At 43.9% G+C, this 12,739-nt stretch carries 11 protein-coding genes and 1 pseudogene; 10 read left to right on the top strand and 2 right to left on the bottom strand.

Annotated features, from left to right (window positions below; all coding sequences use genetic code 11):
- The first annotated feature begins 66 nt into the window (after nt 1–66).
- The 4 genes and pseudogenes from dapF (at nt 67) to HP401_RS00150 (ending at nt 4,049) form a co-directional block, all read left to right on the top strand.
- Nucleotides 67–909 (top strand): diaminopimelate epimerase, encoded by an 843-nt coding sequence (gene dapF / locus HP401_RS00165; RefSeq protein WP_173603614.1) that lies wholly within the window; start codon nt 67–69, stop codon nt 907–909.
- A 158-nt stretch (nt 910–1,067) separates the two neighbouring features.
- Complete coding sequence (locus HP401_RS00160; RefSeq protein ID WP_173603613.1) at nt 1,068–1,628, top strand: dihydrofolate reductase family protein; 561 nt, start codon at nt 1,068–1,070, stop codon at nt 1,626–1,628.
- 90 nt (nt 1,629–1,718) lie between these two features.
- On the top strand, nt 1,719–2,951 hold the full coding sequence (pepT, locus tag HP401_RS00155) for a peptidase T (protein ID WP_173603612.1): 1,233 nt from the start codon (nt 1,719–1,721) through the stop codon (nt 2,949–2,951).
- 42 nt (nt 2,952–2,993) lie between these two features.
- Nucleotides 2,994–4,049, top strand: a pseudogene (locus tag HP401_RS00150) (NAD(P)/FAD-dependent oxidoreductase).
- Between the two features lie 78 nt (nt 4,050–4,127).
- On the opposite strand, the gene HP401_RS00145 reads toward HP401_RS00150, so the two are convergent.
- Nucleotides 4,128–4,748 carry a GNAT family N-acetyltransferase gene (locus HP401_RS00145; protein WP_173603611.1) on the bottom strand — a complete coding sequence of 207 codons (621 nt, stop codon included), beginning with the start codon at nt 4,746–4,748 and terminating at the stop codon, nt 4,128–4,130.
- Complete coding sequence (locus HP401_RS00140; RefSeq protein ID WP_173603610.1) at nt 4,745–5,536, bottom strand: MerR family transcriptional regulator; 792 nt, start codon at nt 5,534–5,536, stop codon at nt 4,745–4,747. The genes HP401_RS00145 and HP401_RS00140 overlap by 4 nt, the downstream gene beginning before the upstream one ends.
- Nucleotides 5,537–5,733: 197 nt before the next feature.
- Between HP401_RS00140 and HP401_RS00135 the strand changes: the two genes are divergently transcribed.
- From HP401_RS00135 to HP401_RS00110, 6 genes are all read left to right on the top strand, one after another.
- Nucleotides 5,734–6,330 (top strand): class I SAM-dependent methyltransferase, encoded by a 597-nt coding sequence (locus tag HP401_RS00135; RefSeq protein WP_173603609.1) that lies wholly within the window; start codon nt 5,734–5,736, stop codon nt 6,328–6,330.
- A gap of 151 nt (nt 6,331–6,481) precedes the next feature.
- Nucleotides 6,482–7,495, top strand: coding sequence for an alpha/beta hydrolase family protein (locus HP401_RS00130; protein WP_173603608.1), 1,014 nt, complete (start codon nt 6,482–6,484; stop codon nt 7,493–7,495).
- 44 nt (nt 7,496–7,539) lie between these two features.
- Nucleotides 7,540–8,292, top strand: a complete 753-nt coding sequence (locus HP401_RS00125) for a GNAT family N-acetyltransferase (protein ID WP_173603607.1) — start codon at nt 7,540–7,542, stop codon at nt 8,290–8,292.
- 398 nt (nt 8,293–8,690) lie between these two features.
- Nucleotides 8,691–10,874 (top strand): catalase/peroxidase HPI, encoded by a 2,184-nt coding sequence (katG, locus tag HP401_RS00120; protein ID WP_173603606.1) that lies wholly within the window; start codon nt 8,691–8,693, stop codon nt 10,872–10,874.
- 216 nt (nt 10,875–11,090) lie between these two features.
- Complete coding sequence (locus HP401_RS00115; protein WP_173603605.1) at nt 11,091–11,876, top strand: hypothetical protein; 786 nt, start codon at nt 11,091–11,093, stop codon at nt 11,874–11,876.
- A 93-nt stretch (nt 11,877–11,969) separates the two neighbouring features.
- Nucleotides 11,970–12,719, top strand: coding sequence for a hypothetical protein (locus tag HP401_RS00110; RefSeq protein ID WP_173603604.1), 750 nt, complete (start codon nt 11,970–11,972; stop codon nt 12,717–12,719).
- Nucleotides 12,720–12,739 lie beyond the last annotated feature (20 nt).

Genomic DNA, 12,739 nt, shown 5'->3' with positions numbered 1-12,739 from the left:
CCCAGTCCATCCTGTGGAGCAGTTGCTTGGATGAAAACACTACATCGGATAATCAGGGGGAGAGTAATGTTTGAACATGGGATCCCGTTTAAAAAAATGAATGGCTGTGGCAACGACTTTATTGTAGTAGACAATCGCGATGGCCTGTTGAACGAGGTTTCTCTTTCAGCCTTTGTCCAAAATGTATGCAGGCGAGGAGCTTCAATCGGTGCGGATGGGTTCATGCTGCTGGAGAACTCCAACATCGCAGATTTTAAGATGAGGTATTTTAACGCAGATGGCAGTGAAGGAGAAATGTGCGGCAACGGGGCAAGGTGCATGTCGCGCTTTGCCTACGAGATCGGAGCAGCCGAGACGAAGATGAGCTTCGAAACGATGGCCGGCATCTATCAGGCAGAGCTCAATCAAAACAGCGTGAAGGTCAAGTTCCCGGACGTTCCATTGCAAGCGCTGAAGCTGAATCAACCATATGAGTGGGACGGACCAAGCGGCGTCTACCACTATGGTGTTGTCGGCGTTCCCCACACGGTCTGGTTTGTCGAAAATGTTATAGCGATAGCGGACGACCAGATCACAGAATGGGGACGGATGGTCAGAAATGATCTGCAGCAGTTTCCCAATGGTACCAATGTTAATTTTGTGGAACGGATTGATAGGCAAACGCTTAGCATCAGAACCTATGAACGCGGAGTAGAAGCAGAGACCTACGCGTGCGGTTCCGGATCGACAGCTGCAGCAATCATTGCCAGTATTTTAGGGCATGTAGACACCCCTGTGAACCTACTTACTCGAGGGGGACCACTTAAAATTTCTTGCCATCTTACAGATTATGCTGCCGAATCCGTTTACTTAGAAGGCAACTCAAAGCTGGTAGCAGAAGGATATTTGTTGCCCGATGCATGGACATGAGAACGCCCCACTTCCGATTCCCTTTTCGATAGCTTGAGCATGCACGCATTGGTACCTATCGCTAATGAAGTGAGCTGCTTTTATCCTACGAATAAGACATAAGATGACATATTTAAAGGTCTAAAATGGGTGGAGATCAACGAAAGGGGTAACCACTCATGACACGAAGAGTCATATTAGATTTAGCCGTTACGTTAGATGGGTTTATTGAAGGGAAAAATGGAGAAGTTGATTGGTGCATAATGGACGCTGAAATGGGGTTTGTTCATTTCTTACATCAAATCGACACGATTTTTTATGGAAGAAAAAGCTATGATTTATGGGGGCAATATACGCCGGAAAATGAACATACGGATACGGAAAAAGAGATTTGGGCATTGGTTCATCGCAAAGAAAAATATGTGTTTTCCAAGACACAGAAAGGGACTGATCATAAAGCAATATTCATTAACGATAATATTCTTGAAGAAGTAAATCTATTAAAGAATAAGCCCGGAAAAGACATCTGGTTATATGGTGGAGCCAGTCTTATTACAACATTTATCAATTTAGAGCTTGTAGATGAATTTCGATTATCTGTTCACCCTGTTATTTTGGGAGAAGGAAAACCGTTGTTTATGGATATAAAACAGAGGTTAAATTTGAGTTTGGTGAATACCAAAACGCTCTCCTCTGGCGTTGTGCAACTCATCTATCAAAGCATTAGGACAATCGATTGAAGAATCGATGGGGATCGTGGTAGAATTTGTCACGAGATTACCTCTTTTTAGAAGAGGTGTGACTAATTGTACTGGAGTTGAGATAAGACCATGAAAACGGAGATCATAAATAGATTCATCTCTTACGCACAAGTTGATACACAATCCGATGAAAATAGCGAAACATGCCCTTCAACACCAGGACAACTAGTACTGGCCCAAATGCTTGTAGATGAGCTGAAAGCTATAGGTATGCAGGAAGTTACGATGGATTCGAACGGCTATGTAATGGCAACCCTACCGTCCAATACAGACAAAGAAATTCCCACAATCGGTTTTCTCGCTCATTTGGATACGGCTACCGATTTTACAGGCGTTGACGTGAAACCGCAAGTCATTGAAAATTATAACGGACAAGACATTGTCTTGAATGAAGCACTGAATATTGTCCTTTCGCCGCAGGAGTTTCCAGAGCTGGCTGGCTACAAAGGCCACACCTTAATCACAACAGACGGTACCACATTGCTTGGCGCTGATGATAAAGCCGGTATTGCCGAGATCATGACCGCCATGGATTATCTGATTCGCCATCCAGAACTGAAACACGGGAAAATAAGAGTAGCCTTCACCCCGGATGAAGAAATCGGCAGAGGCCCTGATAAATTTGATGTGTCCGCCTTCGACGCCGTATATGCCTATACGATGGATGGCGGTCCTCTTGGTGGGATCGAGTACGAGAGCTTTCATGCTGCATCCGCCACCATTACCTGCAAAGGGACGAACGTTCACCCCGGATCGGCCAAAGGCAAAATGGTCAACGCTGCTAAAATAGCCATGGAGCTGCATGGAAAGCTGCCGGCTAATGAAACGCCTGAGGAGACGGAAGGCTACGAAGGCTTCTACCATCTGTCTTCCATTCAAGGTGACGTCGAGCAAACGCAGCTTCGTTATTTGATCCGGGATCACGATCGTAATCGGTTTCAGGAGAGAAAGTCTGAACTGGCTCGTATCGTAGAAGAGTTACAGAAAACATACGGAGAGAAGCGGATTGAACTCGAAATCAAAGACGAATACTTCAACATGCGGGAAAAGATTGAGCCTGTCATGGAAGTTGTGGACATCGCCACGCAAGCACTAGAAAACCTCGGAATTGTGCCAAATATTCAGCCGATTCGCGGTGGTACGGATGGCTCCCAGCTATCCTACATGGGGTTGCCAACTCCGAATATTTTCACAGGCGGGGAAAACTACCACGGGCGATTCGAGTATGTTTCCGTAGACAACATGCTGCACGCTGTGAACACCATCATCGAAATCGTTAGGCTGTATGAGCAAAGAGCTTAATGGCGAGGTAGCCTTATAATGTAGTCAGAAGGAGCGCCCACGATGAAGAATCAAAAAATTGTAATAGTTGGTGCAGGCTTTGTTGGTGCAGCTATGGCCTATTCCTTATCAAAGCAGAATCAGAATGTCACTCTAATAGAGACGAATTCGTCTGCTGCTTGTGAAGCCACTTAGAAATCTTTCGCTTGGATTCATCCATCGGGCCGGGTATTAGAAAATTTTCGACATTTGTATGATGCGTCCATAGCCGAATATCATGAATTAGAAAAAGAGATACCTGATCTAGAAATAAAATGGGATGGATCATTGACTTGGGAAGTCCCTACAGACAATGAGGGGTCTCGTAAACAACTAGTAAAACGGCAGCAAATCATAGAATTAGAACCAAATCTAAAGGAATACCCCGAGGAAGCTTATTATGTCAACGAAGAAGGCGCACTAGATCCAATTTTGACTGCTAAACTTTTCGTAAAAAAAGCAGAAGAAAATGGGGCGAACACCCTGTTTGATACAAAAGTGATGCAAATCGTCACAGAGGCTGCCAAGGTTGTTGGGGTAAACACCTCCAAAGGTTTTATAGAATCAGACGTTCTTGTATTAGCAACTGGCGCAGCTATACCCGAACTCTGTAAGCCATTAGGCTTCGATGTTCCTGTCGCTCCTTCGCCTTCTATACTGATCCGAATGAAATCGAAAGAAAAGTTGATCCACACCTTAGTTTCAAATGCTAAGTTTGAAGCGAGACAACTAACCGATGATACGTTACTGGCAGCGGAAGATTATATTGATGAGTCTGAACAAAATGGACCGGAGGCAGTTGGAAAGCGGGAGTTTGAAATTCTTCGGCACAATTTAATAGGAGGGGAAAAGCTGGAGCTGGAAAGCATTAAGGTAGGAGTAAGACCCATGCCTGAAGACGGTTACCCCATTGTTGGATTTCATGACCAAATAAAGGGGCTATATCTGACCGTTATGCATTCAGCTGTTACACTAGCTTCCATCATTAGCCGCTTAGCTGCGAATGAGATCATAAACAACGTACAAATGGAAGAATTAGAGAGCTGCCGACTAATCAGATTTTCTTGTGAAGTAGAGTAATAATCAAATTCATGCTTTCCAGTACCATCATGTGAAAGGGCGAATGTCGTGTAGAGACGATTCGCCCTTTGTCATGATTCATTTCAATCTCTTCACCATGTAGCTCCATTTTTTCTCTTTGAATAAAAGATGTGATAAAAAGCTACTTACTCGTAGTTGCGTATGGAACGCTAATCGCTGGTAAAGCTGCTCTGCCCGGGAGTTTCTTCCTGCGACGTACAAGCTTAACTTGTCTAAGCTTGGCTGCGCTTGTGCGAAATTCTGCGCCCACTGTAATAGCAGGTTGCCAATTCCTTTGCCTTGATGATCGGGATGGACAACAACGTCTGTAATGTAACATTCACCTGCCTGTGGTTTATGGTCTAAGAGAGATAACCCAATAAACATTTTCAGGAGATTCCATTTGCCAAAACCATGGAGGTTCTTCCATGCAGGAAAAATTTTCATGCGATCAGTTTCGGTTTTCCACTTGATGGATATCGTCCCGATAACTTCTCCCTCTTGTAGCGCGACCATTCGTTGACTCGCAGAGTCTGCAGGAACATTATCAAATAACTTTTCGAAAAAGAGGACGAGCTCGCCATCATTGAGCTTCGTAAGGGTTTGGAATTTCCCGCGAAACCCGTGAACAAGAAGCTGACCAATCTGTTGATTGTACATAGAATGCATAGGTTCTATTGTAATTGGTGGTACAGTCATGATCGGCCTCCCCTTTCGGAATGGGTAGTCGGTTCAATCATAGCTTGTAGTTCATAGTGCAGTTGGCTTTGACTAAATAGGGATAAGTAAGATCTTTCAATAAGGATCAAGGGCCCCTGTATAACATGAGACTGTGCTGTGGCATAGGAGTAGAACTGTTCAATCACTTGTTCAAGTTCATCCTCTTCATGGACCAGCCTTTGGGTAGACAGATAGTTGCCACTGGGCAATGAAAAATCGCCAGGCGCTTCTGTTTTCGTGTATAACGTAATGGTACTGGAACCATGCTCGATAAAATGAATGTCCGATTCGAACAAGTTCGGGACAGACTCGGCCTGTTCAGCCAACAGTTTGGCGTTTAGCGTCATTTGTGAACTCATTTCCAGCCACCGTGCCAAATAAGTGGTTTCGCGCCACTTTATTTGGTAGGGATTCGTGTGAGATTGAAAGTTCTTTTGTTCATGCAAAACCTTTGTTATGAATTGCTGAAGTTCTTGCAGGCGAAGCAACTCTTTATTTATTTCTCTCAAAGAATGATGGAGTAGCTGCCCGTATTGATCAGCAGAATAGGAAGTCATGCATTCTTTAATCGACTGGACAGGCACTCCCAATTTGCGCAGCAACAGAATATGGGCGAGCTGGTAAACTTGATCCATGCTGTACATCCTGTACTGATTGGTATCGAAGTAAGCAGGTAGAAGAACCCCTTTCTCTTCAAAATAACGAATCTGATGAACAGACACATTCATAAGCTTCGCTAGTTCGCTAATGGTGATTTCACTCTTCATAAATGTTACTCCTATAGATGTGATGGAATATCTCTACCATACACCGTAGGTCAGACCTAAGGTCAAGAGGTACGTTCAAAGATAGTCTCTTTTGTAAACACGCTCAATACCACGCGATATTGACATACCCATGTCTTTGGAGATATTGTAGATATAATAAATCCGCGATGGATTTTAATGACGGGAGGCTGGTAAGTGTGGCGAATATTTGGAATGAGCGCTTTCATTCGGAAGAATATTATTATGGGGAAGAACCTAACGTTTTTATTGAACAACAAGCTTATCGGTTAGAACAAGGACAAAAAGTGATTGCATTCGCAGAAGGTGAAGGCCGGAATGCAGTTTTTTTAGCAAAAAGAAATCTTGAAGTGACAGCCATTGACTATGCGGAGAGCGGATTGCAAAAAACGAAAAAACTGGCGCAGAAGCATTCCGTTGACGTAATTACCCAAAAAATAGATCTTTTGGAAGAGGAGGTGCCGAACGAAGAATATGATGCCGCGATTATGGTATATGGACATTTTCATAAAAATGCGCAGACCATGATTCTGAATAAAATGAAAAAGGCAATAAAGCCGAAAGGGATGATGATGCTTGAGGTATTCTCGGAGGAACAATTGAAGTATCGTACAGGCGGTCCCCAGGATCTTGACATGCTGTATGATCCAAAGGAAATTCTTGCTTGGTGCAAAGGTCATGAGGTGATCCATTTCTTCTATGGCGAACAAGAACGTGTGGCAGGAAAGGCGCACACTGGATTAGCCCATGTCATTCAACTTGTACTAAGAAAATGATGGGTATCTGCGCAGAAGAGACGCCCTTTCGAAGGCTTACTACCACAATTTTTTGCATCTGCCTTACTCATTCCATTACTTGACCTTAGGTCTGACCTAAGGTGTATGGTTGAGAAATTCACTTAGAAATTTTTTAAGAGGAGAAGGGTAGATGAAAAAGAAAATAATGATTTCCATCATGATCATCGTCCTGCTATTTGGCGGTGCGGGATTTTACATTTTGGAACAAAACAGCTTTGATATGGTTGAGAAAGTCGTTGAAATCCAGACATCTGAAGGCAAATTGACAGGTACGTTCGTACTGCCTAAAAACTACACGAACAAGTTGGGCTTAGTCTTGTTTATACATGGTGATGGACCTATTGATTCCACTCATGATGATGGCTATAAGCCGCTATGGGAGCGGTTAGCTTCACTTGGTTACGCCTCCTTGTCCCTTAATAAGAGAGGAATAAACGGTTCCGAGGGTAATTGGTTACACCAGAGTATAGATGACCGCGTAGAAGAAGCGCGTCAGGCTATTGCTTGGGCAAAAGAGCAGCCGATGATTAATGAGAAACAGATTGGGGTTTGGGGAGCAAGCCAGGCGGGATGGGTTATTCCAAAGCTCGCCAAGAAGGAACCGCTCGCATTCAGCCTACTTCTATCACCCGCCATTAATTGGGTAAGTCAAGGGCAATATCATACACGCAAAAATATGGTGGTAGACGGGTACTCAGAAGCGGAAATTCAAGACAAAGAGGCGTATGACCAGCAAGTACTCACGTTACTGGAAAAACAGGCTTCCTATGAGGAGTATGTGAAAATTGCTCGCGAAAATAGTTTGATGGCAAAAGACAGATGGACTTTTGTGAGCAAAAATTTCTTGTCAGATGCCACGAATGACCTTCCGAATTTCAATTCGCCTGTGCTCCTGATTCTGGGTGAAGAAGATATACATGTTGATGTGAAGGAAACGGAAAGGGTATATCGTGATATCGTAAACCCTGAGCTGCTAACCCTAGCGGTCTTCCCTGATGCCGATCACTCTATGTTAAGCAAGCAAACGGCAAATTCAAATATGCAGGCAGTCATCATTAGTCTTTTCGCTCCGCGACAAATTACGATACCGGGTTATATGGATGCGATCGAGCGATTTCTAAAGAAACTTCCGCAGCATACATAATGGCAGAAGAACTGTTTGATGAATCTGAAAGGGAAGTGAACATAATGACAAATCCAGTAAGAAGTGCGCCTGTATTTTCACAGACAATCACTGACTTTTGGCGGGAACAATTTTTGAACGGTGAGATCCTCTATAGCGATCAATCTTTTACTGTTGCCATAAACCCTGCACTTGACGAGGATCGCCGGGTCATGGTGCTGGAAACTTCCGATGGACGAGTGATGACGGTCTTAACACCCGAGCTCGCTGAAAAAATAGGTCTCATCCAGCAACAATCCTTGACTGAGTCGATCTTTCGCCAGAAATTGAATGAAGCAGGCGTTACGCTACATGGCGCAGACTATCTTTTTTATTTTTCAAAAGCCGATAAGAACACATTGCTGCAAGAAAACCTCGAAGGTGACCTGCGCCGGTTAACCGAGCAAGATGAGTCGGTTTTCTCCGAGTTTGCATCCTCTGCCTCGGAACAAGACTTGGATGACGCTTATGTGGAACTGGATCACTGGGCAGTGTTCGGCTCTTTTGAACAAAATCGCCTGGTCAGTGCTGCCAGTATGTATCCATGGGAGGAGGATGCGCATATTGCGGATCTGGGCGTGCTGACGCTGACGTCGTTTAGAGGAAAGGGTCACGCCCGCAAAGTGGTGCGCTCCATCTCCAAATATGCTTATGGTCAAGGATATGAACCACAGTACCGATGCCAACTCGAAAATGATTCGTCTGCGGCTTTGGCCAAAGCAGCGGGATTCACACTGTTTGGAAAATGGGAAGTGATTTCTCCAGACTCTGCTAACTAAAAAATACCCTCTCAACTATTCCATCGTCAGCGACAAGAATAAAGTGACTCTGCCGAAGAGCGGAACAGTGGTATTTACCAGTGTGCCAGGCTCCGAATTTCAAATAACTATCAAGTAAATTAGTTACGCACAAAAAGCCCACACATTCCGTTTCGGGGAGAAAAGTGGGCTTTTTGTGATGGATCGAATAGAAGACGAACAATGGAGCTTGACAAGATCATAATCTACACGGTCCATGCATACGTTAGAATCAACCATTCAGAAATGAAAGAGTTCATATATTTTGATCCTCAAGAGGAAAAAAACAAAAAAATGTTGATTTCCCTTGTTAACTGCTATATAACTTAATTAGAAGTATTATTATGTAATACTTAATTTAAACGATGGGAGAGGGACAAATGGACTCTATGGCAACCGCTAACACTGGAAAATGTCCGTTTTCGCATGGCAGCACTACGAATCACAACCCTAGTGCTACGTCGAACAAACACTGGTGGCCCAACCAGTTGAACTTGAACATCCTGCATCAGCATGACAGAAAATCTAACCCTATGGGCGAAGAATTTGATTATGCAGAAGAGTTCAAAAAGTTGGACTACCAGGCTCTCAAACAGGATCTTTATGATCTCATGACAAACAGCCAAGATTGGTGGCCTGCCGACTACGGACATTACGGGCCATTATTTATCCGTATGGCTTGGCACTCCGCTGGTACATATCGTACAGGAGACGGCCGTGGCGGTGCTGGAACCGGCACACAGCGTTTTGCTCCACTTAACAGCTGGCCAGACAATGCCAACCTTGATAAAGCTCGACGCCTTCTATGGCCAATCAAGCAAAAATATGGCAACAAGATCTCTTGGGCAGACTTGTACATTCTCGCCGGCAATGCTGCTATTGAATCTATGGGCGGGAAGACAATCGGTTTTGGAGGCGGGCGCGCGGACGTTTGGCATCCAGAAGAAGATATTTACTGGGGTGCTGAAAAGGAATGGCTAGGCGATAATCGTTACACCGGCGATCGTGATCTCGAGAATCCGCTTGCTGCTGTTCAAATGGGACTGATTTATGTGAATCCCGAAGGTCCGAACGGGAATCCAGATCCGCTTGCTAGTGCTCGTGACATCCGCGAAACCTTCAAACGCATGGGAATGAACGATGAAGAAACCGTTGCACTCGTGGCAGGCGGCCATACATTTGGGAAAGCTCACGGCGCAGGAGATGCTGCTCTAGTAGGCCCAGAACCGGAAGCTGCTCCCTTGGAAGCAATGGGCTTAGGATGGCAGAGCACACATGGTTCCGGTAAAGGTCACGACGCCATCACCAGCGGTATTGAAGGGGCATGGACTGCAAACCCAACACAATGGGATAATGGTTTCTTTGAACTCTTGTTCGGATATGAATGGGAGCTGACCAAAAGCCCAGCAGGTGCACTTCAATGGGTTGCTGTTAATCCTGCTGATGAGCATCTTGCACCGGATGCAGAAGATGCGTCCGTGCGTGTTCCTACGATGATGACCACTGCGGATATGGCTTTGCGTATGGATCCAGCATACGAAAAGATTTCTCGTCGTTACTATGAGAATCCAGAGGAGTTTGCTGATGCATTTGCAACTGCATGGTTCAAACTCACACACCGCGACATGGGGCCTCGCTCAAGATATTTAGGCCCAGAAGTTCCAGAAGAAGATTTTATCTGGCAAGATCCTGTACCCGCTACAGAATATGAATTAACAGATGCAGATGTAGCAGAACTGAAAACACGCATCTTAGACTCGGGCCTTACTGTCAGCGAGCTAGTAACAACGGCTTGGGCTTCCGCTAGTACCTTCCGAGGCTCGGATATGCGTGGTGGCGCGAATGGTGGTCGCATCCGTCTTGCTCCACAAAAGGAGTGGGAAGTGAATGAGCCGAAAAAACTTGAAAAGGTGCTTACGATCCTGGGAGTCATTCAAGAGGACTTTGGTAAAAAAGTCAGCATGGCCGATTTGATTGTACTCGGCGGTAGTGCCGCAGTAGAAAAAGCTGCACAAGATGCTGGCTTTGATGTAACGGTTCCTTTTGCTCCTGGACGTGGCGATGCGACACAAGAGCAAACCGATGCAGAAAGCTTTGCTGTGTTCGAACCAATCGCTGATGGTTTCCGGAACTACCAGAAGAAGCAATATCGTGTCAGTCCTGCTGAACTCCTGATAGACAAGGCACAGTTACTAAACCTTACTGCTCCAGAAATGACTGCACTCGTCGGCGGTATGCGTGTTATCGGCACCAACCACGGTGGCACACAACACGGTGTATTCACGGATCGTGTAGGTACACTCACGAACGACTTCTTTGTTAACTTGCTAGACATGGGCATACAGTGGAAACCTGTAGACGGAGGCGTATTTGAAGGACGTGATCCCAAAACGGGGGAAGTCGTGCGTACAGCAACTGCTGTTGACCTCGTGTTCGGTTCAAACTCTGTTCTGCGTGCCATTGCAGAAGTTTATGCGCAAGACGATAACAAAGAAAAGTTTGTGCGTGACTTCATTGCTGCTTGGGTGAAGGTAATGAATGCAGATCGTTTCGATCTTCAATAAGCATAATTTGAAAAATAAAGCAAAGAACAGTATTTGTTGTTGGATACTGTTCTTTGCTTTATATTTTCTATAGTCATAGTAGAAATCGAATCGGTAACGAATTTACAACTTGGAGACAACTGAAAGATACTTTTAACATATGAACGCTATATTCTATGAACTGTAACAAGGGTTTCGTACCCAAACCAAAAACAAAAAATTTCAGGAGGCATTACCATGAACAAAAAAAATATTCTCGTTTTGTCAATGGCACTAACAATTGTAGGCGGTGCTACAGCAGCGGTATTTGCAAGCGATAACGCAATTCATTCTACGAAAAACAAAGTCGTAACGTTAGCAAGCAAAGAAGGAAATGGCACAACTCAAACCACAACAAATGATGTAGTCAAAGTAGCAAATGGAAAGATTAGCGATGAAGAAGCGGTAAAAATGGCAACGAAAGCTCTAAAAGACTATATGGGGCTTGACGCGAAATCTTTTGGTGAGGCGCATGTAAATCGAACGAACAACCAAGAAGACTTTAAGTTCTTTATGGATATCGTTTCAAAAGAAGATGCAGCTGTATTAAAAGAAAACGCCAAAAAAGAAACGGCAGATGTTATCGTTATACAATTTGTTCGTGCTGAAGACTTAAACCAGCCAATGCCCGCTTCTAATCGCATTGTCATAAATGAAAAAACAGGTGAAATTGTTGCTTTAACTGCTTTCACGAATGAAGATCGAAGCTCAGAGACAACAATCGATGATGCGAAAGTTAAATCTGCGGTTATCAACTTTTTTGATAAACAACAGAAAAATGTGAAGGAAAATACGATGAAGGTTAGTAAGAGTGCTAGTTCCGGAACCATACGTGTTCTTTGCAACTTGGAAGATGGAAGAGATGCAGAGATGGCCATTAGCCTGAAGAATTATTCCGTATCTAGCTATGAGATTAATTATGACAGACTGCTCCCTCTACCTTCCGAAGAAAAAGACCACAGTGAGAATTTCAGACAACTGTAAGTAAACGAAGATATTGTAGGACGGATAAGATGGAGTAAGTGCCCGAAATGGTGCTTACTCCTCTTATCAAAAAAGTTTTAGGAGGCATTACATATGAACAAAAAAAATATCCTCGTTTTGTCAATGGCACTATCCATTGTAGGCGGTTCTACAGCAGCTGTATTTGCAAGCGAAAACGCGGTTCCTTCTACTAAAAACAAGGTCGTAACAATGGCAAGCAAAGCAGGAAATGGAAAGATTAGTGATGCAGAAGCGGTAAAAATGGCAACCAAAGCTCTAAAAGACTATAGGGGCCTTGACGCGAAGTCTTTTGGTGAGGCGCATGTAAAGCGAACGAACGCGCAAGAAGACTTTAAGTTCTTAATGGGTATCGTTTCAAAAGAAGATGCAGCTGTATTAAAAGAAAACGCTAAAAAAGATACGGCAAATGTTATCGTGGTACAGTTTGTTCGTGCTGAAGACTTAAACCAGCCAATAGGTGCTTCTAATAACATTGTCATAAATGAAAAAACAGGCGAAATTGTTTCGTTAGCTGCTTTCACTGATGAAGATCGAAGCAAAGAGACAACAATCAATGATGCGAAAGTTAAATCTGCGGTTATCAGTTTTTTTGGGAAACAACAGAAAAAAGTGAAGGAAAATACGATGAAGGTAAGTAAGAGTGCTAGTTCTGGAACCATACGTGTTCTTTGCAACCTGGAAGATGGAAGGAATGTAAAAATGACAATTAGTCTGAAAAATTATTCCGTATCCAGTTATCAGATTAATTATGATAGATTAATCACTCTACCTTCCGAAGCAAAAGACAACCGTGAGAATTTCAGAGTACTGAAAGTGAATTAAAAATTGTAGGACTGATTAGA

The sequence above is a fragment of the Brevibacillus sp. HB2.2 genome, from assembly GCF_013284275.1.
In the GTDB taxonomy this organism is placed as follows: Bacteria; Bacillota; Bacilli; order Brevibacillales; family Brevibacillaceae; genus Brevibacillus; species Brevibacillus brevis_D.
The sequence above is the reverse complement of the archived record's forward strand: the minus strand, read 5'-3'. Positions and strand labels throughout refer to the sequence as shown.